This is a genomic window from Microbispora rosea (assembly GCF_044460045.1).
In the GTDB taxonomy this organism is placed as follows: domain Bacteria; phylum Actinomycetota; class Actinomycetes; order Streptosporangiales; family Streptosporangiaceae; genus Microbispora; species Microbispora rosea.
On record NZ_JBITJO010000009.1, the window covers coordinates 268,070 to 292,289 of the forward strand.

26 protein-coding genes and 1 pseudogene are annotated in these 24,220 nt (G+C 72.6%); 11 read left to right on the forward strand and 16 right to left on the reverse strand.

Features of this window, described 5'->3' with window-relative positions:
- Positions 1–2 precede the first annotated feature (2 nt).
- The 5 genes from ACIBK1_RS31875 to ACIBK1_RS31895 form a co-directional block, all read right to left on the reverse strand.
- Positions 3–608: a response regulator gene (locus ACIBK1_RS31875; protein WP_396739407.1), complete on the reverse strand. Its 606-nt coding sequence runs from the start codon at positions 606–608 to the stop codon at positions 3–5.
- Complete coding sequence (locus tag ACIBK1_RS31880) at positions 605–1,729, reverse strand: sensor histidine kinase (RefSeq protein ID WP_396739409.1); 1,125 nt, start codon at positions 1,727–1,729, stop codon at positions 605–607. The genes ACIBK1_RS31875 and ACIBK1_RS31880 overlap by 4 nt, the downstream gene beginning before the upstream one ends.
- Positions 1,730–1,749: 20 nt before the next feature.
- Complete coding sequence (locus tag ACIBK1_RS31885) at positions 1,750–2,475, reverse strand: ABC transporter permease (protein ID WP_030511879.1); 726 nt, start codon at positions 2,473–2,475, stop codon at positions 1,750–1,752.
- Positions 2,475–3,371: an ABC transporter ATP-binding protein gene (locus ACIBK1_RS31890; RefSeq protein WP_396739411.1), complete on the reverse strand. Its 897-nt coding sequence runs from the start codon at positions 3,369–3,371 to the stop codon at positions 2,475–2,477. The genes ACIBK1_RS31885 and ACIBK1_RS31890 overlap by 1 nt, the downstream gene beginning before the upstream one ends.
- A gap of 109 nt (positions 3,372–3,480) precedes the next feature.
- Positions 3,481–4,215, reverse strand: coding sequence for an alpha/beta fold hydrolase (locus tag ACIBK1_RS31895; protein ID WP_396739413.1), 735 nt, complete (start codon positions 4,213–4,215; stop codon positions 3,481–3,483).
- Positions 4,216–4,257: 42 nt separating this feature from the next.
- Between ACIBK1_RS31895 and ACIBK1_RS31900 the strand changes: the two genes are divergently transcribed.
- A complete protein-coding gene (locus ACIBK1_RS31900; RefSeq protein WP_396739415.1) occupies positions 4,258–5,277 on the forward strand; it encodes a helix-turn-helix transcriptional regulator in 1,020 nt (339 codons plus the stop codon).
- Here the strand turns inward: ACIBK1_RS31900 and ACIBK1_RS31905 are convergent.
- Positions 5,259–6,098, reverse strand: coding sequence for a helix-turn-helix transcriptional regulator (locus ACIBK1_RS31905; RefSeq protein ID WP_076442496.1), 840 nt, complete (start codon positions 6,096–6,098; stop codon positions 5,259–5,261). The genes ACIBK1_RS31900 and ACIBK1_RS31905 overlap by 19 nt on opposite strands.
- Before the next feature lie 220 nt (positions 6,099–6,318).
- Here ACIBK1_RS31905 and ACIBK1_RS31910 point away from each other — a divergent pair, with 220 nt between their 5' ends.
- Complete coding sequence (locus tag ACIBK1_RS31910; RefSeq protein ID WP_030511884.1) at positions 6,319–7,080, forward strand: SDR family NAD(P)-dependent oxidoreductase; 762 nt, start codon at positions 6,319–6,321, stop codon at positions 7,078–7,080.
- Positions 7,081–7,126: 46 nt separating this feature from the next.
- Here the strand turns inward: ACIBK1_RS31910 and ACIBK1_RS31915 are convergent, their stop codons facing one another.
- From ACIBK1_RS31915 to ACIBK1_RS31930, 4 genes are all read right to left on the reverse strand, one after another.
- Positions 7,127–8,509: a glycosyltransferase family 4 protein gene (locus ACIBK1_RS31915; RefSeq protein WP_231514162.1), complete on the reverse strand. Its 1,383-nt coding sequence runs from the start codon at positions 8,507–8,509 to the stop codon at positions 7,127–7,129.
- Positions 8,510–8,604: 95 nt separating this feature from the next.
- Positions 8,605–9,297 (reverse strand): class I SAM-dependent methyltransferase, encoded by a 693-nt coding sequence (locus ACIBK1_RS31920; protein ID WP_030511886.1) that lies wholly within the window; start codon positions 9,295–9,297, stop codon positions 8,605–8,607.
- Between the two features lie 121 nt (positions 9,298–9,418).
- Positions 9,419–10,702 (reverse strand): erythromycin esterase family protein, encoded by a 1,284-nt coding sequence (locus ACIBK1_RS31925; RefSeq protein WP_030511887.1) that lies wholly within the window; start codon positions 10,700–10,702, stop codon positions 9,419–9,421.
- A gap of 44 nt (positions 10,703–10,746) precedes the next feature.
- A complete protein-coding gene (locus tag ACIBK1_RS31930; protein ID WP_030511888.1) occupies positions 10,747–11,400 on the reverse strand; it encodes a CatB-related O-acetyltransferase in 654 nt (217 codons plus the stop codon).
- Between the two features lie 121 nt (positions 11,401–11,521).
- Between ACIBK1_RS31930 and ACIBK1_RS31935 the strand changes: the two genes are divergently transcribed.
- A complete protein-coding gene (locus ACIBK1_RS31935) occupies positions 11,522–12,172 on the forward strand; it encodes a TetR/AcrR family transcriptional regulator (protein ID WP_030511889.1) in 651 nt (216 codons plus the stop codon).
- A gap of 142 nt (positions 12,173–12,314) precedes the next feature.
- Here ACIBK1_RS31935 and ACIBK1_RS31940 read toward each other — a convergent pair whose 3' ends face one another.
- The gene (locus ACIBK1_RS31940; RefSeq protein WP_396739419.1) at positions 12,315–13,439 is read right to left on the reverse strand and encodes an Rv2578c family radical SAM protein; all 1,125 of its coding nucleotides are present in this window, start codon (positions 13,437–13,439) and stop codon (positions 12,315–12,317) included.
- 135 nt (positions 13,440–13,574) lie between these two features.
- On the opposite strand from ACIBK1_RS31940, the gene ACIBK1_RS31945 reads away from it, so the two are divergent.
- On the forward strand, positions 13,575–13,832 hold the full coding sequence (locus ACIBK1_RS31945; protein ID WP_030511891.1) for a DUF3040 domain-containing protein: 258 nt from the start codon (positions 13,575–13,577) through the stop codon (positions 13,830–13,832).
- A gap of 98 nt (positions 13,833–13,930) precedes the next feature.
- Here ACIBK1_RS31945 and ACIBK1_RS31950 read toward each other — a convergent pair whose 3' ends face one another.
- Together ACIBK1_RS31950 and ACIBK1_RS31955 are read right to left on the reverse strand one after the other, a co-directional pair.
- Positions 13,931–15,151, reverse strand: a complete 1,221-nt coding sequence (locus ACIBK1_RS31950; RefSeq protein ID WP_030511892.1) for an RNA polymerase sigma factor — start codon at positions 15,149–15,151, stop codon at positions 13,931–13,933.
- Entirely contained in the window at positions 15,141–15,485 is a 345-nt protein-coding gene (locus ACIBK1_RS31955; RefSeq protein ID WP_030511893.1) for a YciI family protein, read from the reverse strand. The genes ACIBK1_RS31950 and ACIBK1_RS31955 overlap by 11 nt, the downstream gene beginning before the upstream one ends.
- 225 nt (positions 15,486–15,710) lie before the next feature.
- Here ACIBK1_RS31955 and ACIBK1_RS31960 point away from each other — a divergent pair, with 225 nt between their 5' ends.
- Positions 15,711–16,211 carry an SRPBCC domain-containing protein gene (locus ACIBK1_RS31960; RefSeq protein WP_396739421.1) on the forward strand — a complete coding sequence of 167 codons (501 nt, stop codon included), beginning with the start codon at positions 15,711–15,713 and terminating at the stop codon, positions 16,209–16,211.
- Between the two features lie 125 nt (positions 16,212–16,336).
- Here ACIBK1_RS31960 and ACIBK1_RS31965 read toward each other — a convergent pair whose 3' ends face one another.
- Together ACIBK1_RS31965 and ACIBK1_RS31970 are read right to left on the reverse strand one after the other, a co-directional pair.
- Positions 16,337–17,959 carry a penicillin-binding transpeptidase domain-containing protein gene (locus ACIBK1_RS31965; protein WP_030511895.1) on the reverse strand — a complete coding sequence of 541 codons (1,623 nt, stop codon included), beginning with the start codon at positions 17,957–17,959 and terminating at the stop codon, positions 16,337–16,339.
- Between the two features lie 60 nt (positions 17,960–18,019).
- Positions 18,020–18,643, reverse strand: coding sequence for a lysophospholipid acyltransferase family protein (locus ACIBK1_RS31970; RefSeq protein ID WP_051762661.1), 624 nt, complete (start codon positions 18,641–18,643; stop codon positions 18,020–18,022).
- 176 nt (positions 18,644–18,819) lie between these two features.
- Between ACIBK1_RS31970 and ACIBK1_RS31975 the strand changes: the two genes are divergently transcribed.
- The 6 genes and pseudogenes from ACIBK1_RS31975 (at position 18,820) to ACIBK1_RS32000 (ending at position 23,214) form a co-directional block, all read left to right on the forward strand.
- On the forward strand, positions 18,820–19,377 hold the full coding sequence (locus tag ACIBK1_RS31975; RefSeq protein WP_396739423.1) for a TetR/AcrR family transcriptional regulator: 558 nt from the start codon (positions 18,820–18,822) through the stop codon (positions 19,375–19,377).
- A 28-nt stretch (positions 19,378–19,405) separates the two neighbouring features.
- Positions 19,406–19,990 (forward strand): DUF4865 family protein, encoded by a 585-nt coding sequence (locus ACIBK1_RS31980; RefSeq protein WP_231514165.1) that lies wholly within the window; start codon positions 19,406–19,408, stop codon positions 19,988–19,990.
- Positions 19,991–20,284: 294 nt separating this feature from the next.
- A complete protein-coding gene (locus ACIBK1_RS31985) occupies positions 20,285–20,818 on the forward strand; it encodes a GNAT family N-acetyltransferase (protein WP_231514163.1) in 534 nt (177 codons plus the stop codon).
- Positions 20,818–21,816 carry an NAD-dependent epimerase/dehydratase family protein gene (locus ACIBK1_RS31990; RefSeq protein WP_036408998.1) on the forward strand — a complete coding sequence of 333 codons (999 nt, stop codon included), beginning with the start codon at positions 20,818–20,820 and terminating at the stop codon, positions 21,814–21,816. Before ACIBK1_RS31985 ends, ACIBK1_RS31990 begins: the two co-directional genes overlap by 1 nt.
- A 4-nt stretch (positions 21,817–21,820) precedes the next feature.
- Positions 21,821–22,246 (forward strand): annotated as a pseudogene (locus ACIBK1_RS31995) (pyridoxal phosphate-dependent decarboxylase family protein); the annotation flags it as partial.
- Complete coding sequence (locus ACIBK1_RS32000) at positions 22,171–23,214, forward strand: pyridoxal phosphate-dependent decarboxylase family protein (RefSeq protein WP_396739426.1); 1,044 nt, start codon at positions 22,171–22,173, stop codon at positions 23,212–23,214. The pseudogene ACIBK1_RS31995 and the gene ACIBK1_RS32000, both read left to right, overlap by 76 nt.
- 54 nt (positions 23,215–23,268) lie before the next feature.
- Here the strand turns inward: ACIBK1_RS32000 and ACIBK1_RS32005 are convergent, their stop codons facing one another.
- On the reverse strand, positions 23,269–24,174 hold the full coding sequence (locus ACIBK1_RS32005; RefSeq protein WP_396739428.1) for an alpha/beta fold hydrolase: 906 nt from the start codon (positions 24,172–24,174) through the stop codon (positions 23,269–23,271).
- Between the last annotated feature and the right edge of the window lie 46 nt (positions 24,175–24,220).

Consider the following 24,220-nt stretch of genomic DNA (forward strand, 5'->3'; position numbering starts at 1 on the left):
CTCTACAGCCAGCCGTTGTGGCGGGCCAGGCGGGCGGCCTCGATCCGGTTCCTGGTGCCGGTCTTGCCGATGGCCGACGACAGGTAGTTGCGCACGGTGCTCTCCGACAGGTGGAGGCGGGCCGAGATGTCGGAGATCGTCGAGCCGTCGGCCGCCGTCGCGAGGACGTCCCGCTCCCGGTCGGTCAGCGGACTCGGGCCGGTGCTGAGCGCGGCCGCCGCGAGTGCGGGGTCGATGACCCGCTCGCCGCGCAGCACCCGTCGGACGGCGTCGGCGAGATCCTCCACCGGGCCGTCCTTGACCAGGAACCCGCGCGCCCCGGCTTCCATGGCCCGGCGCAGGTAGCCGGGCCGCCCGAACGTCGTGAGGATGAGCACGGCGCATTCGGGCAGGCGCTCGCGCAGGTCGGCGGCGCTGTCCAGCCCGCCGCAGCCCGGCATCTCGATGTCGAGCAGGGCCACGTCGGGCCGGGTGCGCAGAGCGGTGTCCACCACCTCGTCGCCGTGGCCGACCTGGGCGACGACCTCGATGTCGTCCTCCAGGTTGAGGAGCAGGGCCAGCGCGCCGCGCATCATGCCCTGGTCCTCGGCCAGCAGCACCTTGATCACTGACCGTCCTCCTTCGCGTACGGCACGGCCACCCGGAGCAGGAAGCCGCCGTCCGGCGGCGCCGTGGTCTCCACGGTGCCGTCGGCGGCCTTCACGCGTTCACGCAGGCCGATCAGCCCGTTGCCGTGCCCGTGGGCCTCCTGCGGCGGGCCGTCGTCGCGGATCTCCAGCACCAGGAGCCCGCCGTCGTCGCGCAGGCCGATCTCGCAGGCCGACGCGCGGCTGTGCCGTACGACGTTGGTCACGCCCTCGCGCACGGCCCAGCCGAGCAGGGCGTCGGCCTCGGGACCGGGCCGTACGGAGGAGGCGCGGACGGTGACCTCGACGCCGGCGTCGGCGAGCACGGCGCGGGCGGAGTCGAGCTCGGCGGTCAGTCCCCTGCCCCGGTAGCCGGTGACGGCGGCCCGCACCTCGGTCAGCGCCTGCCGCCCGATCTGCTCGATGTCGGTCGCCTGATCGGCCGCCGCGTCCGCGTCCACCCGCGCCAGCCGGCGTACGGCCTCGGCCTTGACGACCATGATCGAGAGGGTGTGCCCGAGCAGATCGTGCAGGTCGCGGGAGAAGCGCAGCCGTTCCTCGGTCACCGCGGCCCGGGCCAGCTCCTCGCGGGTGGCCTTGAGCTCGTTGATGGCCTCCCACAGCCGGATGATGATCGCCGGAATGAGGCCGGCGGTGAACGTGCCCCAGATCATGGAGAGCACGCCGGTGAGGCCGGTGTCGGCGCGCACGGCCACGGCCAGGGCGGCGGCGCACTCGGCGAGCAGCACCACCGGCAGGATCTTGCCGCGCACGGTGATCCCGGTGGCGACGGCCAGCATCATGATCAGGTAGAGCCAGTTGCCCTCGAACCCGGCGGCGGACGCCAGGACCACCACCGCGAGCAGGCCCAGCGCCGGCAGGGCGCGCCGCCGGTCCGCGAAGGCGAAGTGCGTGGTGGCCACGTACAGCCCGGCCGCGGCCAGCGCGGCCGGCCATGCCAGCCAGAGGGGATGGGACCGGCCGTGTGCGATGTCCCACACGGGTGCCGCCGTCACGGCCACCCACATGTACATGCCCTTGGCGTCGGGGCCGCGCTCGCCCTCCCGCAGCGGGTCGAGCCAGGTGTCGCGTTCTGTCGTCATCGGCAACGTCACATTAGCGGTCAGGCCCGGCGACCGGCGCGGCGGTAGCCGTACACCGCGTAGACGCCGAACACGAGCAGCCAGGCCGACAGGAGGACGACCTGACGGAGGGTGGGGACGTCGCCGAACGCGATCCGCCAGGACAGGCCAGCGTAGCTGTTCGACGGGGTCCACTCGGCGATCGCCCCCAGCCAGGACGGGAACTTCTCGACCGGCACCCACAGGCCGCCGAGGATCGACAGCGTCAGCATGGTCGCGATGTTGGCCATCGCCGCGGACTGACCCGACAGGCGGTAGCCGTTGCCGAGACCGAGCAGGGAGAAGGGCACGGTGCCCGCCCACAGGAGCGCGACGATCGCCAGCCACCGCTGCGGAGGGAGCGTGACGTGGTTGACCAGCACGCCGGCCACCAGTACGGCCGCGATGCTGGGCACGACGGCGACCGCTCCGGTGACGACCTTCCCCGCCACGACCTCGGCCGGGGTCAGCGGGGTGAGCCGCAACTGGCGCAGCCATCCCGCCGCGCGGTCCTCGGCGATGCCGCTGCCGTTGTTGAACGCGCCGCCGAGCGCGCCGTACGCCGCCATGCTGACCATCGTGTAGATCGCGGCGTCGTGCCGGTCGCCGGGGGCCAGACCGAGGTTGGTGAAGACGAGGTACATGACGACCGGCATCACGATCCCGAAGATCACATAGCCGCCGTCGCGCAGGGTCCTGGTCAGTTCGAGCCGTACGTATCCCCACATCACGCGTTCTCCTTCGTTGTGAGGGCGACGAAGGCGTCCTCCAGGTCGGCCGGGGCGACCTCCAGCTCGCGGACGGCGCCCGCGCGGGCGAGGGCCATGACGGTGGCGTCGGAGTCGCCGCTGCGCAGGTGGACCCGGCCGCCCCTGATCTCCATGTGGCGCACTCCCGGCAGGGTCGCGAGCCAGGCGGACTCTCCGTCGGCGGCCACGCTCACCGTGGTCAGCGCGGCCGCCCGCTTGATCTCCGCGCTGGTGCCGTCGGCGATCACCCGGCCGTGGCCGAGCACGACGACGCGGTCGGCGTGCTCGTCGGCCTCGTCCAGGTAGTGGGTGCTGAACAGGATGGTCTTGCCACGGCTGGCCAGCCCGCGCATGCCGTCCCAGAACTCGCGCCGGGCCTCCACGTCGAGCGCGGCGGTGGGCTCGTCGAGGACGATCAGGTCGGGGTCGCCGCACACCGCCATCGCGAACCGCACACGCTGCGCCTGCCCGCCGGACAACCGGTCCACCCGGCGGTCGCGCAGGTCTTCGATCCGGGCGAGCGCGAGCACCCGGTCGAGGGGGAGGGGAGCGGCGTAGGTCCCGGACACGAAGGTCAGCAACTCGCGGACCGTGACCCGGGGGATCAGGCCGCCCTCCTGGGGCATCGCGCCCGCCAGGCCCTGCCGTACGGCCTGCTCGGGGTCGAGCCCGAACAGCGCGGCCCGCCCGGAGTCGGGCGGCAGCAGCCCGAGCAGCAGCGCGATGGCGGTCGACTTGCCCGCGCCGTTGGGGCCGAGGAGGGCCACCGTCTGACCGCGGGGGATGGCGAGGGTGAACCCGTCCACGGCCCGTACGGGGCCGAAGCGCTTGGTCGCCGAGGTCAGGGACACGGCGTCGGCGGTTTTCGTGGTCATGGGGACGACGGTAGGCGGGCGCCGTCGTCCCAGGTAGAGAGATCGATACGGCCCCGGGCGGGACAAATGTCCCACCCGAGGAATCTACAATGTAAAGGCGTCGGGTCGATTAAAGCAGCGCGGCAAGAAGCGCGGCAAAGTCGCCGGGACGGGAGAGCATCGGCCAGTGGCCGGTCGGCAGTTCACGCAGCTCCCACTCCGGCCCGCCCAGCGGTGCGAACGCCGGGTGTCCGGCCGCGATCAGCTCCTTGACCTGGGCGAGCGGGAACGAGCAGCTCACCAGCGTCTTCGGCAGCGCGGCGAACGAGGCGGCGTCGTCACCCAGCGTGAGGGGCTGTGTGATCGTGCCGAGTGGCTGGCCGGTGGCCCGGGCGGCCATCAGCGCACGCTCGCGCTCGCCCAGCCCCTCCAGGCTCGCGCCCGACTCCTGCAGCTCGTCCCAGGAGGGCATGGGGTAGCGCCAGCCGTCCTCGACGCGCTTCTCGACGAACTCCCGCCCGGTCAGGTCGATCTGGCCCATGCCGTCCGGCACCGGGCCGCTCTCGACGTACACGATTCGGCTCACGCGGCCGGCCGCGCGGGCGGCGGCCCCGGTGACCGCGGCGGCGCTCCCGCTGTGGCCGACGAGGACCACGTCGTTCAGGTCCTCGGCCTCGACGAGGCCGGTGATGTCGCGGATGTGGGTGTCCAGATCCAGGGTGGGGGAGGCGAGGTGGGCACGGTCGGCGAGGCCGGTGAGGGTCAGCGGGTGGACCTCGTGTCCCATGCCGCGAAGGGCGGCGGTCACGTCCCGCCACGCCCACGCGCCGAGCCAGAAACCAGGAACGAGTACGTATGTCGTCATGCGTCGACGCTAGAGCCGAATCAGGGCAGAATCGGTCCTGATATGTCCACCAATCGCGTTCTCGCCTTTCTGGAGCTGCTGCAGGCCAGGCCCGGGCTCACCGGTCCCGAGCTGGCCGAGCGCCTGGAGGTGGACGTCCGGACGGTGCGCCGCTACGTGCGCAGGCTTGAGGACCTCGGCATTCCGCTGGAGGCCGAGCGGGGACGCTACGGCGGCTACCGGCTCATGCCGGGATACCGGCTGCCGCCGCTCATGCTGACCGGCGACGAGGCCGCCGCCGTGGTGCTCGGGCTGCTCGCGGGCCGCCGCGCGGGCCTCACGGTGGGCGAGGGGGCGGCGGAGAGCGCGCTCGCGAAGATCCAGCGGGTGCTGCCCGACGCCCTGCGTGACCGGGTCGCCGCCGTGGAGGCCATGGTCGGCCTGACCACCCGCTCCGCCGCGACCTCCCGGCCGAGCGGCGCCACTCTGCTGACGCTGGCCGACGCGGCCCGCCGTCGTCTCCGCGTACGGCTGGCCTACCGGTCCTTCCGGGGACAGGACAGCGAGCGGACGGTCGATCCCTACGGGCTGGTGTTCCACTCGGGCCGCTGGTACCTGACCGGCCACGACCACCGCAGGGGCGAGGTGCGGACGTTCCGGCTCGACCGGATCGGCCGGGCGGAGACGACGGAGGAGGAGTTTGCCGCCCCGGGGGAGTTCGACGCGGTCGCCCACGTGATGGAGTCGCTGGCCTCGGTGCCGTACCGGTACGAGGTCGAGGTGGTGCTGGCCATGACGATGGAGGAGGCCCGGCGGCGGATCCCGCCCACGGTGGCCGCGCTCGCCCCGGTGGACGTGAGCGCGGTGGACGGGAGCGCGATGGACGGGAGCGCGATGGACGGGGGCGCGATGGGCGGCGGCGTCCGGATGACCGGCCGCGCGGAGCGGCTGGACGGCATGGCGCAGGTGCTGGCCGGTCTCGGCGTGCCGTTCACCGTGGTCGGCCCGCCCGAGCTGCGCGAGGAGGTACGGGCCCTCGCCCGCCGTCTGGAGGAGTGGGCCGGTCAGGCCTCGAGGCGCTGACTGCCGATGACGGCGAGCAGGCGCAGCTTGTCATGGCTCTCGGTGCCCGGCGTGGCCGTGTAGACGAGCAGCGCCTGCGACTGGTCCGGGTCGAGCAGCGTCTGGCACTGCAGTTCCAGCACGCCGAGCTGGGAGTGCACGAGGCGCTTGGTGTCCGGGTGTCCCAGGCCGACCTCGTGCCTGTCCCAGAGCGCGGCGAACTCGGGGCTGCGGGCGAGGAGGTCGCGGGTGAGGGCGGCGGCGCGCGACCGGGGTCCCTCGCGCGTGGCGGCCTCGCGCAGCAGGGAGGTGAACACCCGTCCGTACAGCGGATGGTCGTCCTCCAGGTAGAGGCGTCGTTCGGCCGGGTCGGTGAACCACCGGTAGAAGAGGCTGCGCGCCATCCCGCTGAAGCCGGTCTGGTCGCCGAACAGGGCAAGAGCGGCCGGGGTCTGCCGGAGCGTCTCGCCGAGCGCCGTGGTGACCAGGGCGGGGGTGTCGCAGAGCCGGTCGAGCACGCGCATGATCCCCGGGTTCACGTGGTCACCCCGAACCGCCCGTTGCGGTGCGCTGTGGCCGGCGAGAAGGAAGAGGTGGTCACGCTCGGCGAGGGTCAGGCGCAGGCCACGGGCGATCGCGGCCAGCATCTGCTCCGACGGCTGCGGTCCTCTCTGGCGTTCCAACCGGCTGTAGTAGTCGCTGGACATGCCGCAGAGGGCGGCCACCTCCTCGCGGCGGAGCCCGCTGGTGCGCCGGCGCGGCCCGCGGACCATCCCGACGTCCTCGGGCTGCAGCGCCTCCCTGCGCCTGCGCAGGAAGTCCGCCAGTCCCTCGCGGTCCACCTTCGGCCTCCTCGTCTTCTCCCGTTCCCGCTCATCCTGTCGCGCCGGTCACCGCGTATCCACGGCCTGCCGATCCCCGGATAAACGCGCCCCGGCTGCGTGAGTCGTGGCCGCATGAGCCGTGGACATGTGGGCCGTGGCAGCCCGGCACGCGACCCGGTGAACTGGGCGTGGCGGCCCCGCCAGGGGGCCGTGTCCCCGATGACCAGGAGCTTCCATCATGACCTCTCAGCGAATCGCCCTCATCACCGGCGGCAACCGGGGCCTCGGACGTGCCACGGCACTCGCCCTCGCCGAGCGCGGCGTCGACGTCGTCGTCACCTATCGGGCCGGCAAGGACCAGGCCGAGGAGGTCGTCGAGTCCGTGACCGGGCTCGGCCGCACCGCGGTGGCGCTGTCACTGGACACCGCGGTGGTGGCGGGGTTCGACGACTTCACGGACGAGTTGCGCCGCACCCTGCGCGAGCGGTGGCACCGGGACGACTTCGACTACCTCGTCAACAACGCCGGCATCGCGGTCACCGCGGCGTTCGCCGACACGACCGAGAGCGAGTTCGACGCCCTGATCGACGTGCATCTCAAGGGCGTCTTCTTCCTCACGCAGAAGCTGCTGCCCCTCATCGCGGACGGCGGCCGGATCGTCAACCTCTCCACCGGGCTGACCAGGTTCACGAGCGTGGGGCAGGCGGCGTACGCGTCGGTGAAGGGCGCGGTGGAGGTGCTGACGCGATACCTCGCCAAGGAGCTCGGGCCGCGCGGCATCTCGGTCAACACCGTCGCCCCCGGCCCGGTGGCCACCGACTTCGCGGGCGGCATCATGCGGGACGACGAGGGGTTCCGCGCCATGCTCGCGTCGCAGACCGCGCTGGGACGGGTGGGGGAGCCCACCGACGTCGGGGGCGCGATCGGCGCCCTGCTCGCCGACGGGAGCGGCTGGATCACCGGTCAGCGCGTCGAGGTCTCCGGCGGCATCCTCCTGTGACCGTGGCGCCGCCGGCGGTCCTCCCTTAGTCCGGGGCGCGCGTGGTTCACGCGTTCTGGCTGAGGCGTGCCGTCCGCCCCTCCGGCGTACGGGCGGCGTGCGGCGCGGCGGCGTCGGGAGAGCCGGGCCGTTCCCCGGCGTCGTCCTCGCTCGCCCCGGCCGGCCCGTACGCGAGCGGGCCGGCGGGCGGGAGAGCGTGCCGCCGGGCCACGAGGCCGGAGAGCAGGTCCTCCCAGCGCGCGCCGATGACGTCGAGGTCGTGGCGCGCGGCCGTCTTCAGCGCGTTGGCGCCCATCCGGCGGCGCAGGTCCTCGTCCTCGATCAGCGTGCAGATGGCGTCGGCCATCGCGTGGATCTTCTCCGCCTTCACCAGAAGACCGTCGTGGCCGTGGGTGACCATCTCTCTGGGGCCGGTCGGGCAGTCGTAGCTGACCACGGGGACGCCCTTGCTCATCGCCTCGAGGATGGCCATCGGCATGCCCTCGTGGCGCGAGCTCAGCACGAACATCGAGGCGTCGGCGAGGACGGCGCCGACGTCCTCGGCCGGGCCTTCGAGGAACACCCGCTCGCAGAGCCCGCGCTTGTCGATCGACGCCTGGAGCTTGTCCTGCCGGGGGCCGCCGCCGTAGATCCGCAGCGTCCACTCCGGGTGCCGGGCCGCCACGTGCGCCCAGGCGCGGATGAGCAGGTCGTAGCCCTTGCCCCAGGTCAGGCGGCCGACCGTGACGACGGTCTTCGCGGTGAGCGGCGAGACGCCGCCGTCGAGGCGGGGCGTCGCGTTGGGCACCTGCGCCAGCACGGCGGGCCGGTCCCTGCGCGCCTTCTCGAAGGACCGCTCGTAGGCGCGCAGGTCGGCCTGCGTGAGGGTGACGACCGCGTCGTGCCTGCCGTAGGTGCGGATGATCTGCTTGCGCACCTGCGGCTGGTGCGAGGACAGGTTCCCGTGCTCCTGGGCGACCGTGATGATCTCCGGCGGTGCGAAGCGCGCGGCGATCAGGTTCAGGCCGGGCCGGGTCCCGATGAGGATGCCGCGGCGGCGTGAGCGGATGTAGCGGACCAGCCTGAGATCGGTGCGCAGGGTGAACCAGTGGTAGGCCGCCTCGTCCTTCGGCACCAGCCTGCTCGGGAACCGCGAGAGCAGGCCCTTGCGGCGGGGCAGCCGGTCATCGAGGTAGCGGACGCGCACTCCGGGAGGAACGGGGAAGAAGGGCTCCTCGCGTTCCCGCACGACGCTCACGATCTCGACATCGTGGGTACGCGCCAGATGTCCGGCGAGGTTGAAGACCGTGCGGATCGTGCCGCCCATGCCGTTGGCGTGCAGCAGCAGGATGCGGATCTCGTGGCCGTCGGGCGGCGGCGCCGACCGGGCACGCTGCCGGTCACGGGCCTCCAGCACCCGTATGACCGCCCTGGCCGCTTTCCTTGCCACCCTGCGGTGAAGAGAAGACACAGTCACGCCCCGTTCGTGTCAGCTGAAGATCCCCTTCCCTATGACGTAACCGGCAGTTGTCTCGTTGTTGTGAGCTAGGTCACAGAGTGTGCGGAAAGCCGATATATGGTTGTCCGTTTGCTGGGGGTGTCCTCCAGGAAGGCGGGCACGTGATGCACGCCGACCTGCTCGAACACACCCTCTGGAAGGTAGGAGCAGGCGCGGTCGGGCACCCCGATAAGGACATCGCCGGCCCGGGACAGGAACGGGGTCACCCGCCGGGCCAGCGGCTCCTCGTAGTACACGTCCCCCGCCAGCACGACCTGCTGGGACGGCGTCCCGTCGAGCAGGTCGCCCTCGGCGACCCGCACCGCGACGCCGTTGGCGCGGGCGTTCAGGCCGACGGCCGCCAGCGCGTACGGGTCGACGTCGTTGGCGACGACCAGGGCGGCTCCGGCCAGCGCCGCGGCGACCGCGACCAGCCCCGAGCCGGTGGCGAGGTCGAGGACGGTGCGGCCCCGCACGATCTCGGGATGGTCGAGCACGTGGCGGGCCAGCGCCTGCCCTCCGGCCCAGGGACAGGCCCAGAAGGGCAGCCGCCCGGCGCGCTCCCACAACTCGTACACGTGGTCGTCGCCGCCCGCGGCAGGCCCTGTGGCTGGCCCTGCGCCGGGCGCACCGCTGGGCACGGCATCAGGCGTGATCAGGCGCAGTCGTATCTCCGGCACGTACGGCACGGGCGCGAGCCTGGTGTGCGCGCGGACGAAGTCCTCGGCGTCGTCATCCACGGCCGCCGATCGTATCCGCACGGACAACCGTCCGGGGCTGCGCGCCCGCGAGGAGGATCGACGCGGCCGGTGACGGCGGTCGCGAGGAACTCGCCTCATCGCCCCGAATCCCTCTGGGGCGTCAGTTCTCGATGTCGCCGGCGACGGTGGAGACCGGCGTGTTGACGATGCCGTCGAACGCGTCGAGGACGGGGGTGTGCACGTAGGCGCTCTGGATCCGGATGCGGTCGGGGCCTGCGCCGCCGGAAGCCTCCGCACGCGCCCGGCGGAGATCGGCCATGCTCAGCCCGAGCCCGGCATCGGCGAACGCGGCCTCGATGCTGCCCTGCTCGGGCGGCTCCAGCTCGGTGTTGTCGATGGCGAACCCGAAGCGGGCGTTCTCATCGGGACGCATATCAGCGGTGTGCCCGGTGATGCTGGTCAGGGCGAGGGCGACGTAGTCATCGGCCAGGCAGCGCTGGAGGTGCTGTCCCATGGGGAGCCCGGTGAGGTGGCCGTCGAAGGAGACCGGCGTCTTCTGAATGTGGGCGTTGTGGGCCGCCAGCACGATGCGGGTGCCGGGGCCGAAGCGCTCCAGGTGCCACAGGACCGACCCGGACATGTAGACGTCGCGGGCCGAGGTGTCGGCGGTCAGGCCGGTGCCGGCGTACAGGCCGGCCATGGCCCGAAAGCCGTAGTCGGCGTGGCAGGCGGCCTCGATCCGGCGCAGAGCGATCTCGTAACTGCGCCGGTCGCTGCGGGAGACGTACAGCACCTCGACGGCACGGAACCGGATGAGCAGGCGCATCAGGATCGCACTGAGAGCGTCCTGCTCGGCGGCGGCCAAGCGGGTCCAGGCCGGCGCGGCCGAGGCCGCGGACGCTCCGGCGAACGACTCGGCGATCCGTATGGCCTGCTGGACCAGCGGGAGGGTCTCGGGGTCGATCCGCCGCAGGTAGTCGGCGACGGGGGTCAGGGCGGGCAGCAGCGAGCCGCCGGCCGCGGGGACGTCGATCCCGGCGAAGCGCACCGGCACGTCGGCGGTGGCGTTGTGCCGGCGTATCCAGCGCAGCGGCTCCGCGACTCCCACAGGAATGGCCGCGGCGAGCTGGGCGTCCAGGTCGTCGTCCGTCCCCTGGCCCTGGGCCCAGGCGTCGAGGGGGAAGCCCTCGCTGAATCCGTACTCGAAGGCCAGGACGGTGAAGCCGCAGCGTTCGGCCAGGAAGCGCAGGATGCGCCGGCGCAGCAGCGAGAACTCGGTGATGAAGTGCGAGTTCTCGCCGAGCGCGACGACGCGCGCGTCGCCGACGATGTCGCGCAGCGGCTCCAGGTCGTCGAGCGGCGCCGCCGGGTCGAGGTGGGTGAGCGGGACGGCATGGGCGCGAAGCCGGTCGGCGAACAGGTTGTGGGCGGAGGAGGCAGGCATGCTGATGACTCGATTCGCAAGTGCTGGAACTCTGAAGCGCCGGATCATCCGTGGGGGAGCACCGGCGTCGCGTTCTCCAGGTCGTCGATGCTTCCGGACATGATCGTGCGGATGTGGCCGGTGATGTGCTGGAGCGGCCAGTCCCACCAGGCCAGCGCGAGGAGGCGCTCGATGTCCGCGTCGCCGTAGCGGCGGCGGATGAGCCTGGCGGGGTTGCCGCCGGCGATGCCGTAGTCGGGGACGTCGTCCGCGACGACCGAGCCGGAGGCGATGATCGCTCCGTGGCCGATGCGTACGCCCGGCATCACCATCGACCGGTATCCGAGCCAGACGTCGTTGCCCACCACCGTGTCGCCCCGTCCGGGCAGGCCCGTGATGAGGTCGAAGTGCTCCGCCCAGGAGCCGCCCATGATCGGGAACGGGAACGTCGAAGGCCCGTCCATGCGATGGTTGGCGCCGTTCATGATGAACCGCACGCCCTCGCCCAGGGCGCAGAACTTCCCGATGACCAGCTTCTCCGGCCCGTAGTGGTAGAGCACGTTGCGGGTCTCGAACGCGGTCGGATCGTCCGGGTCGTCATAGTACGAGAACTCGCCGACCTCGATCAGCGGCGAGGTGATCAGCGGCTTCAGCAGCACCACCCGCGGTTGCCCGGGCATCGGATGCAGCACGGTCGGGTCGGGGGGCACAGCCGGCATCGCGCGTCGTTTCCTTCCTGGCCAACGCTTCGGATGAGAGTCGATGGCATCACTACTGCGACAATTGGTGCGTTAAGATACTGACACGCCGTCGTTCCATTGAGCAACCGGACCACCAGCGATGACTTCTTCCGCACCAGAGCCGGAGGGCGCCAGGCCCGTGCCGCCGCCCCGGCGCCGCCCCGGCGGCCGTAGCGCCCGTATCCGCAGGCAGGTGCTCGACGCGGTGCTCGCCGAGCTCGGGGAGCACGGTTATGACGGGCTCACCGTCGACTCCGTCGCCGCCCGCTCGGGTGTGCACCGCGCGACGGTCTACCGGCGCTGGGGAGACGTCGGCGGCCTGCTCGCCGACGTCCTGGACGCGGCGGGCGACGACGCCTGGCAGCCCCCGGACACCGGTTCCCTGGAGGGCGACCTGGCGGCACTGAACCGCGAGATCCAGGACGCGCTCACCGCACAGCCGCCGATCGTGGCGGCCCTGATCGCCGCCTCGTTCCGCTCCGAGCAGGCCGACCACGCCCAACGGCGGCTCTGGGAGGACCGGTACGCCCGGTGCGAGGTCATCGTCCGCCGGGCCGTCGAGCGCGCCGAACTCCCGCTGGGCACGGACGCCCGGCGGCTGCTCATCGCCGCTACCGCACCCGTCTATCACCAGTTGGTGCTTCTCCGCACGCCGCCCGGCCCGGACCTGCCCGGCCAGGCGGCCAGAACCGCCGCTCTCGCCGCATCCGCCGGCGCCTTCGCCGTGCCGCCACCGGCCGGTGACACCTGACCGGCCCCGTCCGCTCCGCGGCCGAGCAGAAGCGCCCCACGCACCTACCGCCTACCGTCAGCGCCCGCCTACCCCCGACGCCGACGCCCGCCTACCGCCGCCGGCTGCCTACCCCCGACGGCTGCTTACCGCCGGCGGTCGCCTAAAGGAGCGTGAGCTGTTCGGGCGGCGCGGCCGGTGCGGTCGCGGGAGCCGGCCGCTCACCGGGCCGTTGCCCGGCACGAGTGCCGCGCGTCCCCGCTGCGGCGCCGCGACGTGCCCCTGCCGCGGCGTCGCCACGCGCTTCTGACGCGCGATCGCCGCGCGAGGCCGACCGGCCGATGCCGTACTTCCGGGCGAGCTCGCGCACGGCATGGCCGATCCGTTCCTGGTACGCCTTGGGCGCGTAGGCGCCCCGGCCGTACAACTCCAGATAGCGGGGGACGAGCCGGGGGTGCTCGTGCGACAGCCAGGCCATGAACCACTCGCGCGCACCCGGCCGCAGGTGGAGCACGATCGGCGTGACGTGCGTCGCGCCGGTCTCGGCGATGTGGCGCACGGTGGTCTCCAGCGCCTGCGGGGAGTCGCACAGATAGGGGAGGATCGGCGCCATGAGCACCCCGCAGGGGATGCCGTGCTCGTTCAGCGTGGCGCACACCTCCAGCCGTTTGCGTGGCGAGGGGGTGCCCGGCTCGACGGCCCGCCACAGCGACTCGTCGGTGAACCCGATCGAGACGGCCGTGCTGACGTCGGTCACCTCTGCCGCCTCGGCGAGCAGCCCGAGGTCGCGCAGGATCAGTGAGCCCTTGGTGAGGATCGAGAACGGGTTGCGGGCGTCCCGCAGGGCCGCGAGGATGCCCGGCATCAGCCGGTAGCGGCCCTCGGCCCGCTGGTAGCAGTCGACGTTGGTCCCCATGGCGATGGGGTGCCCGCCCCACCGTGGCGCCGCCAGTTCCCTGCGTACGAGGTCGGGGGCGTTGACCTTCACGACGATCTTCGAGTCGAAGTCCCGCCCGGAGTCCAGGTCGAGGTATTCGTGCGTCCTGCGGGCGAAGCAGTACGTGCACGCGTGGGTGCAGCCGCGGTAGGGATTGATCGTCCACTCGAACGGAACCCGGCTGGCCGACGGGACCCGGTTGATGACCGACCGCGCGTGGATCTCGTAGAAGGTGACGCCTCGGAACTCCGGGGTGTCGAAGGTGCGGGCCACGGCCGACCGGGCGAACAGGGGAGTCGTCTCTCCCTGCGCGCCTTCCCCCGTTTCGAGCCGCAGCCCGTCCCACCGCACCCTCCGATTAGAACAGAGGTTCGATGGAGATCGCAACATGCAACGCGTCGTAAATAGCGGCCCTCGAAACGGCTAACGATCTTCATCGTTGGGCAGAACGTCGGCACATACCTTGCGTTCTGGGAGAGTTGCGCGATGGCCTGGTCGCAGGACGAAGAGCGGATGCTGGCGATGATCGAGCGGCACCTCACCGACGAGGACCCGAAGCTTGCGGCCAGGCTGGAGTCGTTCAACCACCGTGCGGAGCATGGACGGCAGGGGCGGGGCGCGGGCCGTCGCCGGCCGGGCCGTTCCACCGTGATCATCGCGGTGAGCTGGCTGCTCATCGCCACCTTGATCGCGACCCTGCTGGTCATGGCCCTGCGGCACGACGCCGCCGCTCTCCCGGTCTAGCGGGGGCCCGGAGCTTTCCCCGCCGAGCGGAGCCAGTACCGCGCGAGAATCGCGCGTCCCCTCGGCGGCCACGCCGGGCACAGCCGGTGACGCACCCGTCATCCGCCGGCGCGGCCGGGCTCGCTCCGGACGGAGGGTGCGGTCTCGGCCAGCCGCTCGGCGAGGAAACGCTGTTCCGGCTCGGTCTGCGCGAGGTCGAGCGCCCGGCCGTACGCGTCGTGAGCCTCGGCGTCGCGGCCGGCGCGACGCAGGAGCTCGGCGCGGGTGGAGTGGAAGTAGCGGTAGTTGCCCAGGTCGAGGCGGTCGAGGACGGCCAGGCCCGCCTCGGGCCCGTCGATCTCGGCCACGGCGATGGCCCGGTTCATCTCGGCGATCGGCGAGCGGGTCTGCCGGGCGAGCGTCTGGTACAGCGCGGCGATCTGCCGCCAGTCGCGTGGTTCCTGGAGGTGGAGGTCGGCGATGGCCCCTTGGACCAGGTAGGGGCCTGAGCGCCCTCGTGCCATGGCCCGCCGCAGCAGCGCCCGGCCCTCGTCGATCTGCCGTATGTCCCACAGGGAGCGGTCCTGGTCGTCGAGGGGGACGATCCGTCCGTCGCGCAGGCGGGCCCCCTTGCGCGCGTCGTGCAGCAGCATCAGCGCCAGCAGCGCGAGGACCTCGGGTTCGTCCGGCATCAGGTCGGCGAGCGCCCGGCCGAGGTGGATCGCCTCCGCGGTGAGGTCGACGCGGCCGCCGCCCCAGCCCTGGTTGAAGATCAGGTAGACCACGGCGAGGACGGCCGCCAGCCGGTCGGGCAGCTGGTGATCGGGCGGTACGGCGAACGGGATGCCCGCGTCGCGGATCTTGTGTTTGGCCCTGGTGAGTCGCTTGCTCATGGTCTCGAACGGAACGAGGAACGCCAGCGCGATCTCGTCGGTGGACAGGCCGCCGAGGGTGCGCAGGGTGAGCGCCACCTGCGCGTCGAGGGCCAGCGCCGGGTGACAGCAGGTGAAGACGAGCTCCAGACGCTCGTCCGGGATGGTGGCGGCGTCGTCCATGAGTGCCTCCGGCGGCTGTGGCCCGGTCTCGGTGTCGCGGATGAGCAGCTTCGTCTTGCCGGCCAGGACCTGCCGCCGGCGCAGGTCGTCGATGGCGCGGTTGCGCGCGGTCGTGACGAGCCAGCCGGTGGGATTGGCCGGTTCCCCGTCGCCCGGCCAGCGTTCGGCGGCGGCGGCGAACGCTTCCGCGGCCGCGTCCTCGGCCAGCTCGATGTCGCCGAGGATCCCGACCAGGGTCGCCAGCACGCGCCCCCACTGGTCGCGGAAGACGGCGTCAAGCGCCACGGAGGCGCCCGTCGAGGATGGGCCGCACCTCGATCGCGGTGCCGGGCCTGGTCGTCCCCAGCAGTTCCCGGGCGGTGGCGAGCGCCCCGTCGAGGTCGTCGGCCTCGATCAGGATCAGGCCGGCGAGGTACTCCTTGCTGTCGATGAACGGCCCGTCGGTCAGCAGCACCCGTCCTTCGTCGTTGCGCAGCGTCGTCGCCGACCCGTCGGCGTGGAGCCGCGCCCAGCCGGTGACCTCCGGCCGGTCGAGCATGGTGGCGAGAGCACCCGGGATCGGGCGCGCCGCCCGGTCCGTGTCCTCCGCCGGGTTGTAGGCCAGCAATGCATACTGCATGAGTCCTCCAGTCACGGGTCGGTGCCGCGTCAAGTATCAGACGAACGGCGCCGCCGTGGACGGACAGCGACCGCCGGCCGATTTTTTCCATCGGGGGTGTCCGTCCGGCGCTCGGCCGTTCGTCACTGCTGCGGAACCGTCCGGCGGATCCGCCCGGCGGACGGCAAGGCAGAGCCCGCAGGGACCCGCAGCAACTCGCGGGAACCCGGAGAACGAGGAGAACCGATGACCACCGAACTCACGCCCAGCACCGGCACCGCCCGCATCGAGCGCACTTACGACGCTCCGGCGGAGCTCGTCTGGGAGCTGTTGACCACCGCCGCCGGCCTGGAGGAGTGGTGGGTCCCCGACGGGTTCGACATCCGGGTGAGCGAGCTCGACCTGCGGCCCGGCGGCCGGCTGCGGTACACCATGACCGCGACCTCGCCGGAACAGGTCGCGTTCGTGCGGGACACCGGCAACGCGCTGTCCACCGAGTTCCACAAGACGTTCACCGAGGTCGCGCCGCCGGCCCGCCTCGCCTACCTGTCGCCGATCGACTTCGTGCCCGGCCACGAGCCGTACGAGCACCTGACGACCATCGACATCGAGCCCGCCGGTGACCGCACGAACCTGGTCATGACGCTCGACCCCCTCCACGACGAGGCCTGGACGCGACAGCACCGCGCCCATCGTGGCAACGAGCTGGACAACCTCGAGGCGGCGATCAGGCGGCGCACGCTCTGACCGCACGCGCCCGGGCCGCGTACGAGACGCGGCGTGCCACGGTCACGGTGACGCCCAGATCCGGGTGACGGCTGGGTCCGGCGGGCGCCTGTCGCGCTCGGCGCCAGGCTCGCCCCGCCTCGGCCTCAGGACAGGGACTTGAGGAAGTGCGCGACGACCGGGGCGGCCACCTCGCCGCCCATGCCGCCCGCCTCCACGACGACGGCGAAGGCCAGGTCGCCGCGGAAGCCCATGAACCAGGCGTGCGAGTCAAGCTTGGGTCCGGTGCCGAACTCGGCGGTGCCGGTCTTGCCCGCCGTCCCCGCGGGCAGCCCGGCGCCGTGGGCGGTGCCCTTGGTGACGACCGCCCGCATCATCGACCGGAGGTTCTTGACGACGTCCGCCGGCAGCTTCTTGGGAGCGGTCTTCTGCTCCAGCGAGGGCACCAGCGTGGGTGGCCGCCAGGAGCCGTCGGCCACCGCCGCGGCCACGGTCGCGATCACCAGCGGGCTCGCGGTGATCCTGGCCTGCCCGAACGCCTCCGCGGCGAGTTCGGCGTCGCTGGCGGCCTTCGGCATGCTGCCGGGCGTCGCCGGGACGCCGATGCGCAGCGGCTGGTTGAAGCCGAGGTCCGTCGCCATGTCGTACAGCTTGCGCGCGCCCAGCTTCTGCGCGGCGAGCGGGGCGAACGTCGTGTTGCACGAGTGGGCGTAGGAGTCGAGGAACGACAGCGACCCGAACGCCTCGTGGTCGGAGTTGCGGATCTTCAGCCCTCCGACGACCGCCTCCTCGGGGCAGGTCACCCGGCTCGACGGCGTCAGTCCCTCCGCCAGGAGCCCGGCGGCCGTGACCGTCTTGAACGTGGATCCGGGGGCGTACTTGCCGTCCAGCGCGCGGTTGAACCCGCCCCTGTTGTTCACGACGGCGAGGATCTCGCCCGTCGAAGGTCTGATGGCGACGAGCGAGGTCGGTTTGTCCAGGTCGCGTACCGAGTCTGCGGCGGCCTTCTGCACCTTCAGGTCGAGGCTGGTCCGCAGGTCCTTGCCGGGGGAGCCCTCGACGCTGTGCAGGGTCTTCCGGCTCTCGCCCACCACCTGGATCACGGTGGTGGGGGTGCCGGCGAGCTGCTTCTGGAACGTCTCCTGCAGGCCGCCGCGGCCCACGGCGTCGCCCTCCTTGTAGGCCGTGCCCAGCTTCGCGACGTCCTTGTCCTTCGCCTTGTCCAGGAAGCCCACGAGTTGCTGCACCGAGCCGCCCACGTCGCCGCCGTCGATGCGGTCGCCATTGGCGTCGGTGACGGCGGCCCGCTGCGGCCACGACGTCTTCAGCGCCAGATGGTTGGTCCCGTCGAGCGCGGGATGGACCGCGGACGGCGACCAGTCGACCTTCCAGTAGTGGTCCTTGACCACGAGCCTGAGCGAGCCCTTGTAGGTCCAGTCGCCGACGTTCTTCACCGTGGCGGTGGCCGTGTAGGAGGCGGTCGCCCGGTCGTCCTCAGCCGCACCGGCCCGTACGTCGCGGACGGCGACCTTGGCCACTCCGAGGTTCTTGGTGAGCTCGGCGTACGCCGCGTCGAAGCCGGCGGCGGGTGAGGCGAGCTCGGCCTTCATCGCCGCGAGGTCGCCCCTCGACCAGGCCGCGGTGAACCGGGCCGCGGTCTCCTGTGGCGTGCCGCGCGTGTGCAGCACGTAGTAGGCGCCCCCTGCGGCCCCTCCGGCCAGCACGACGGCCACGGCGGCCGAGATCGCGACGGTACGTCCTCGCGGCACACGCACCCCCAATGACGGCCCTGCGGTCGGGTTCAGAGCCTAGCGGGGTCGAATCGTCAATCACACTCCGGCTTCGCCGGCGCCCTTGACGCTGGCGGCGTACCGGGGGACGTACTCCTGGCCGGACAGGCGCTGGATCGCGGCCATGACCTCGTCGGTCACCCTCCGCCGGTCCCTGGCGCTGCCGGGGTCGCCGGTGAAGGACATCGGCTCGCCGAACCGCACGCCGATGCTGTGCAGGCGTGGCACCGAGGTGCCGGGCGGCAGCACCTTCTCGGTGCCGAGCATGGCGACGGGCACGACCGGGGCGCCGGTGGTCAGCGTGAGCCAGGCCACGCCGACCTTCCCCCGGTAGAGCCGGCCGTCGGGGGAGCGGGTGCCCTCGGGATAGATGCCGAACACCTCGCCCGCCTTCAGCACCTCCACCGCGGCGTCGAGCATGTCCTGCGCGGCGGAGACGTTCTCCCGGTCGATCTCCATCGCCCCCATCGAGCGCATCCACGCCGCGAAGAGGGGATTGCCGGTGAAGTACTCCTTCTTCGCCACGAACCGCACCATGCGCGGCACCAGGGCCGGCATGAAGAACGAGTCGAGCACGGACAGGTGGTTGGAGGCGATGATCGCGGCCCCGTGCGCGGGGACGTGCTCGCGTCCCTCCATCCGCGGCCGCCACAGCGCGTGCATGACGGGAACGCTGACGAACTTCAGGGCGGGGTAGAGCACGGCCTCTCCTTCTCCGGTCCGACGGACATACCCTAGGCCGCCCGGACCCCTGTTCAGGTGTATGACCCCTGCAACACACTGCCTCGTGTTTTGTACGGCTTCACCAACACTCCGCTGTACCTACTAGTATGTACGGCGTGAGCACGCCGGATCGTCTGATCGAGAGCACCCGCGAACTGCTGTGGGAACGCGGCTACGTCGGGACCAGCCCGCGGGCCATCCAGCGGCGGGCGGGAGCCGGTCAGGGCAGCATGTATCACCACTTCTCCGGCAAGCCTGACCTCGCGCTGGCCGCGATCGGCCGTACGGCGGAGGAGATGCGCGCCGGGGTGGAGGAGATCCTGGGCGGCCCGGGCACCGCCGTCGAGCGCGTGTCGGCCTACCTGCGGCGCGAGCGGGAGGTGCTGCGGGGCTGCCCGATCGGCCGGCTCACCCAGGACCCCGACGTCATGGCCGATCCGGCGCTGCGGCGGCCGGTGGAGGAGACCTTCGCGTGGCTGCGCGACCGGCTCGCGGCGGTGCTGGCCGAGGGGCGCGACCGGGGCGAGCTCGACGCCGGTCTCGATCCGGGACCGACCGCGGCGACGATCGTGGCGGTGCTGCAGGGCGGATACGTCGTGGCCCGCGCGGCCGGCACGCCCGAGCCGTTCCACCAGGCCGTCGACGGCGTGCTCGCCCTGCTGTCCCGCCCCTGAGCCGCCGGAAGAGGCCGCCGTGTACGCGATGCAGTACGAGATCGCCCTGCCCGCCGACTACGACATGAGGATCATCCGCGAGCGGGTGGCCACCCGCGGCCACGCCCTCGACGAGCGGCCAGGGCTCGGCCTCAAGGCCTACCTGATTCGCGAGCGGGGCGTGGCCGGGTCGCCGGTCAACCAGTACGCGCCGTTCTACCTCTGGCACGACCCCGGGAGGATGGGTGAGTTCCTGGTAGGCGGCGGCGGCTTCCAGGGCATCGTCGGCGACTTCGGCAGGCCGGTGGTGCAGCACTGGACGGGCCTGGCCGCCGAGGCGGGCCAGGCCCGAGGGGCGGCGCCCCGCGCGGCGTCGCGCCGGCTGACCCAGATGCCCGCCACGGCCGGCCTGACGGAGCAGGTGGCCGGCGCCCTCGCCGAACTGCGTGAGCTGGGCCGTGCCGAGGGCCTGCACACCGCCGCCCTCGCCGTGGACCCGCACCACTGGCGGCTGCTGACGTTCGCGCTGTGGGAGCGGGAGGTGCCCGGCGCGTACGCGGGCGCCGAACGCTACGAGGTGCTGCACCTGTCCGCGCCCGGCTTGGCGAGCCTGCCCCGGGGCCGGGCCTGGTGAAAAACCACGGGAAAAAACCGCGCGAAAAGACACGGTGAAAAGACACGGCGCCCCGCGAGAACGAGTCTCGCGGGGCGCCCACGTCGAGGGCCGATGTGGCGGTCGCCTCCTCGGCGAGATGCACAACACGGCTCCAGCCGGACGGTATTCCGTGAAGGCGGTGATTGCGGCCCGGGGGACACAAACCACATCGGCCATGAATGACTCTAGCCGACTTCCGCCTCTGCTTTCTCCCGCCCCCCGCATCGGTGTCCGTCATCAGCGGTCAAAGCCTGCGTGCACTATCGTCGGCGGGTGGCGATTTCGATTGGAACGGAGCGGCTTGTCCTGCGGCGCTGGCGCGAGGAGGACAAGGAGCCCTTCGCCGCTCTGAACGCGGATCCGGTCGTCATGGAGCACTTCCCTGCCACGCTCTCCCGGGAGGAGAGCGACGCTCTGGCCGAGCGCATCGACGCCGGGTTCGACGCGCACGGGTTCGGCCTGTGGGCGGTCGAGGCGGACGGGGAGTTCATCGGCTTCACCGGGCTGTCGGTCCCGAGGTTCACCGCCCGATTCACCCCGTGCGTGGAGATCGGCTGGCGGCTCGCCCGCTCCGCGTGGGGCCGGGGGTACGCGACGGAGGCGGCGCGCGCGTCGCTGGAGGACGGGTTCGGCCGCGCCGGCCTTACCGAGGTCGTCTCGTTCACGGCGGTGCCGAACGTCCGCTCGCAGGCGGTCATGCGGCGGCTCGGCATGACCCGTGACCCGGCCGAGGACTTCGACCACCCGGCGCTCCCCGAGGGTCACCCGCTGCGCCGCCACGTTCTGTACCGGATCAGGAGGCAGTGATGAGCGGCACGCGGTTGCTGGTGCTGGGCGGCACGACATTCGTCGGCCGGTGGGTGGTCACGGCCGCCGTGGAGCGCGGCTGGCACGTCACCACGTTCACCCGCGGTCGCGCCGGGTGGTCCCACCCCGGGGCCGAGGCGGTGACCGGCGACCGGCTTCGCCCTGCCGATCTGGCCCCCCTCGCGGAGGGCCGGTGGGACGCCGTGGTGGACACCTGGGCCGGAGCGCCCCGGGTCGTGCGTGACAGCGCCCGTGCGCTGGCCGGATGCGCGGACAGGTATGTCTACGTCTCCAGCAGGGCGGTGTACGCGCCCCCGACGCCGGCCGGCCTGAACGAGGACTGGCCCACGGTCGAGGCGTCGGCGGACGCCGAGGACGTCGACTACGCCTCCAACAAGCGGGGCGGGGAGATCGCGGTGGAGGAGGCGTTCGGCGACCGCGCCGTGCTGGCCAGGGCCGGGCTGATCCTCGGGCCGTACGAGCTTCCGGGGCAGCTGCCGCACTGGCTGCTGCGGGCCGCGCGCGGCGGGGAGATGCTCGCCCCGGGCCCGGCCGACCAGCCGTTCCGCTATGTGGACATCCGCGATCTCGCCGCCTGGCTCCTCGACGCGGCCGAGCGCGGCGTGCCGGGCCCGGTCAACCTGGTCAACCCGGAGGGGCACGCCACGACGCGGGATCTGCTGGAGTCCGCGGTCGCGGTCACCGGCGGGCTCGCCGAGCTGGTCTGGGCCGAGCCCGAGGTGATCGAGGCGGCGGGAATCGACCGGTGGGCGGCGCTGCCGGGATGGATCCCGCCCGGTCCCGGGCTTGCCGGGTTCATCAGGACCGACGTCGGCCGGGCCACGGCGACCGGTCTTCGGTGTCGTCCGGTGATGGAGACCGTCGCCGACACCTGGGCGTGGCTGACCGGGTCAGGCGAGATCCCCGCGTTTCCGCCCGGGATCGAGCCCGCCGAGGAACGGGCCCTGATCGATGCCGCGCGGCGGTCGGCGCCGTGACGCCATGACGGACGACCTGCGCGAGGCGGCACGTCAGGCCGCGGACGCGGCGACCGCCCACCTGGCCGCGGTCCCCGGCGGCCCGGTGTGGCGTCCGGTGGCCGGCCCGGACCTCGAATGGCTGACCCGGCAGCCGCTGCCCGCCGTGGGGCGCCCGCTCGCGGAGCTGCTCGGCGACGTCGACCGGCACGTGCTGCCCTACCCGATGGGCAACGGGCACCCCCGGTTCTTCGGCTGGGTCAACTCCCCGCCCTCGGCGGCCGGCGTCATGGTCGCCCCGCTGGCCGCGGCGATGAACCCGAGCTGCGCCGGAGGCGAGCACGCGGGGGTCCTGCTGGAGCGGACGGCCGTCCGGTGGCTGGCGGAGCTGGCAGGCTTCCCCCATCGGCCGGGCGGCGGGCTGCTGACCAGCGGGGCGTCCATGGCCACCGTCGTCGCGCTCGCGGCGGCCCGCCAGCGCGCCGTCCCGGACGTACGGGAGACGGGCCTGTCCGGGCACCCTCCGCTGGCTCTCTATCTGTCGGAGGAGGTCACAGCTGCCTGCGCAAGGCGGCCGAACTGCTCGGCCTGGGCAGCCGGCAGATCCGCACCGTCCCCGTCGACGACGCGTTCCGCATGGACACCGCCGCGCTGCGCCGCCTCGTCGTGGCGGACCGTGAGGCGGGCGTGCGCCCGTTCTTCGTGGCGGCGAGCGCGGGGACGGTCAACACCGGGGCCGTCGATCCCCTGGCAGACGTCGCCGAGGTGGCGCGCGAGCACGGGCTGTGGTTCCACATCGACGGCGCCTACGGCGCGCTCGGCGTGCTCGCGGACGAGTGCCGGCCCGCGTACGCCGGGCTGGAGCTGGCGGACTCCCTCGTGCTGGACCCGCACAAGTGGCTCGGCGTCCCCGTCGACTGCGGATGCGTCCTGTTCCGCGACCCCTCCGGTCCGCGCGAGGCGTTCAGCCTCGTCCCGCCCTACCTGCGGGACGACGACGCCGGAGAGCTGGGGTGGTTCTCGGAGTACGGTCCGGAGCAGACCCGGCCGTTCCGCGCGCTGCGCGTGTGGGCCACGATCGCGCACCTGGCCGGCGACGGCGTCGCCGGGCTGGTGCGGCACACCACCCGGCTGGCGCGCGTCCTGGCCGCGATGATCGAGGACTCCGCCGACTTCGACCTGCTCGCCCCGGTCGTCACCTCGGTCGTCGCGTTCCGGCACCGGCCCACGGGCCTCGACGCCGCCGCCGTGGAGACGCTGAACGAGGCGATCCCCGCCGCCGTGCAGCGGCGCGGACGTGCCTTCCTCACCGGCACCCGGTTGCGCGGCGCGGCGGCCCTGCGTGCCTGTGTGCTCCACCCGGACACGACCGAGGCCGACCTCGCCGTCCTGCTGGAGGAGATCCGGGCCGTCTCGTGACGCCGTGGGTAAGGACGGCAGGGGTCAGGACGGCAGGGGTCAGGACGGCAGGGGTCAGGCGGCCGCCGTCAGCTCGCGGATCGCGCGCAGCACCTCCTCGGCCCGCTCGACGTGCAGGTACTGGTGGGAGGCGCCCTCGATCACGCGCTGCCGTCCCCTGGGCACGGAGCGGGCGATCGCCGCGTGCAGGGCGCGCACCCCGTCGTGTGCCTCGCGCATGACCTCCTCCGGCATGAACTTCGCCCAGTAGGGGTTCGCGCCGCCCGCGGTCAGCACGATCAGCGGGACGTCGGGCAGCGGGCCGCCGCCGCGCAGCTCGTCGTAGACCTCGGTCTCGAAGTTCTCCGTCTCCCGCAGGCTCGTCCGCCACGACGCCAGGTGGTGGCCGATCAGCGCCTCGCGCACCGGCGCGGGCCACTCGGCGTACAGGCCGGCGTACGCCTCGCGGGCGGCCCGGCGCTGCTCGTCGGTCAGCTCCGGCATCCGCGCCGGGTCGGGCCGCATCCGCTCGGCCAGCTCGGCGGCCTGCGCCGGCATGTGGTCGAGGATGTCCTCGTGGCCGGGGTCGAGCAGGAGGAGACCGGCGACCTCATCGGGAAAGAGCTGCGCGTACCGGCGCGCGTAGAACGCGCCGAGGGAGTGGCCGACCAGGAGGAACGGCCCGGGAACCGCCGCGGCCCGCAGGAGGTCGCGCAGCTCGACGGCGACCTCGGCCGCTCGGCGGGGGAGGGGAGCGGACGTGCTCCAGCCCGTGCCGCCACGGTCGTACAGGACGCTCGTGGTGAACGCCGCGGCGCCCTGCTGGACATTCAGGAAGTCGAGGCCTACCAGGCCCGCGCCGGGCAGGAACACCACGCTCGGCCCGTCCGCGCCCGAGCGGTGCAGCATCAGCCGCCGTTCCCCGACGTCGTACAGGCGCCCCAGCGGCGGGGCCGTTGTCTCCGATGCCGGTCGTCCCATGCCGTTCTCTCCCCACTGATCGTTCGCATTTCTGCGAAAGGTAGCA

What these genes read in the sequence shown, in the direction of transcription:
- ACIBK1_RS31880 (WP_396739409.1), bottom strand. Translation starts at nt 1,729, where the DNA reads ATGACGACAGAACGCGACACCTGGCTCGACCCGCTGCGGGAGGGCGAG.
- ACIBK1_RS31885 (WP_030511879.1), bottom strand. Translation starts at nt 2,475, where the DNA reads ATGTGGGGATACGTACGGCTCGAACTGACCAGGACCCTGCGCGACGGC.
- ACIBK1_RS31890 (WP_396739411.1), bottom strand. Translation starts at nt 3,371, where the DNA reads ATGACCACGAAAACCGCCGACGCCGTGTCCCTGACCTCGGCGACCAAG.
- ACIBK1_RS31895 (WP_396739413.1), bottom strand. Translation starts at nt 4,215, where the DNA reads ATGACGACATACGTACTCGTTCCTGGTTTCTGGCTCGGCGCGTGGGCG.
- ACIBK1_RS31900 (WP_396739415.1), top strand. Translation starts at nt 4,258, where the DNA reads ATGTCCACCAATCGCGTTCTCGCCTTTCTGGAGCTGCTGCAGGCCAGG.
- ACIBK1_RS31910 (WP_030511884.1), top strand. Translation starts at nt 6,319, where the DNA reads ATGACCTCTCAGCGAATCGCCCTCATCACCGGCGGCAACCGGGGCCTC.
- ACIBK1_RS31925 (WP_030511887.1), bottom strand. Translation starts at nt 10,702, where the DNA reads ATGCCTGCCTCCTCCGCCCACAACCTGTTCGCCGACCGGCTTCGCGCC.
- ACIBK1_RS31930 (WP_030511888.1), bottom strand. Translation starts at nt 11,400, where the DNA reads ATGCCGGCTGTGCCCCCCGACCCGACCGTGCTGCATCCGATGCCCGGG.
- ACIBK1_RS31935 (WP_030511889.1), top strand. Translation starts at nt 11,522, where the DNA reads ATGACTTCTTCCGCACCAGAGCCGGAGGGCGCCAGGCCCGTGCCGCCG.
- ACIBK1_RS31945 (WP_030511891.1), top strand. Translation starts at nt 13,575, where the DNA reads ATGGCCTGGTCGCAGGACGAAGAGCGGATGCTGGCGATGATCGAGCGG.
- ACIBK1_RS31955 (WP_030511893.1), bottom strand. Translation starts at nt 15,485, where the DNA reads ATGCAGTATGCATTGCTGGCCTACAACCCGGCGGAGGACACGGACCGG.
- ACIBK1_RS31960 (WP_396739421.1), top strand. Translation starts at nt 15,711, where the DNA reads ATGACCACCGAACTCACGCCCAGCACCGGCACCGCCCGCATCGAGCGC.
- ACIBK1_RS31970 (WP_051762661.1), bottom strand. Translation starts at nt 18,643, where the DNA reads ATGCACGCGCTGTGGCGGCCGCGGATGGAGGGACGCGAGCACGTCCCC.
- ACIBK1_RS31980 (WP_231514165.1), top strand. Translation starts at nt 19,406, where the DNA reads ATGCAGTACGAGATCGCCCTGCCCGCCGACTACGACATGAGGATCATC.
- ACIBK1_RS31990 (WP_036408998.1), top strand. Translation starts at nt 20,818, where the DNA reads ATGAGCGGCACGCGGTTGCTGGTGCTGGGCGGCACGACATTCGTCGGC.
- ACIBK1_RS32005 (WP_396739428.1), bottom strand. Translation starts at nt 24,174, where the DNA reads ATGGGACGACCGGCATCGGAGACAACGGCCCCGCCGCTGGGGCGCCTG.